The following is a 321-nucleotide window of genomic DNA, read 5'->3' on the forward strand; positions in this document are numbered from 1 at the left end:
TGCTCTCATATATGGGTCAAGAGAAAGATAAAGCGTAGGAAGTAAAATTTGCCCTTCCTGAAGGTCTTTGGTGTCCTGTTGTATAAAATGAAAAGTGTGGTGATGGGGGATGGGTTTAGGTGTGTTAGGTAATAGAATTTGGGGGTTTTTTTGGTTGATAGGAAAGGTGCTTTGGTTTTTGATGGATGTTGGTTAATTAGAGAATTAGTGTTTTGGGTGGAGATAGTATGAAGTGGGAGGGGAAGGGGTGTTAGGAAGAGAATGGAAGGGGAGAAGTCGTTGGTTGAGAGAAGGGGATGGGGAGGAGGGGGGTGGTGTGGT

At 44.2% G+C, this 321-nt stretch carries 1 pseudogene; it reads right to left on the minus strand.

The annotated features are described in order from the left end of the window. Positions 1-183, minus strand: a pseudogene (locus FS736_RS25545) (hypothetical protein); the annotation flags it as partial. Positions 184-321: the final 138 nt, after the last annotated feature.

It is taken from the genome of Cytobacillus oceanisediminis 2691 (assembly GCF_007678455.1).
GTDB lineage: Bacteria > Bacillota > Bacilli > Bacillales > Cytobacillaceae > Mesobacillus > Mesobacillus oceanisediminis_A.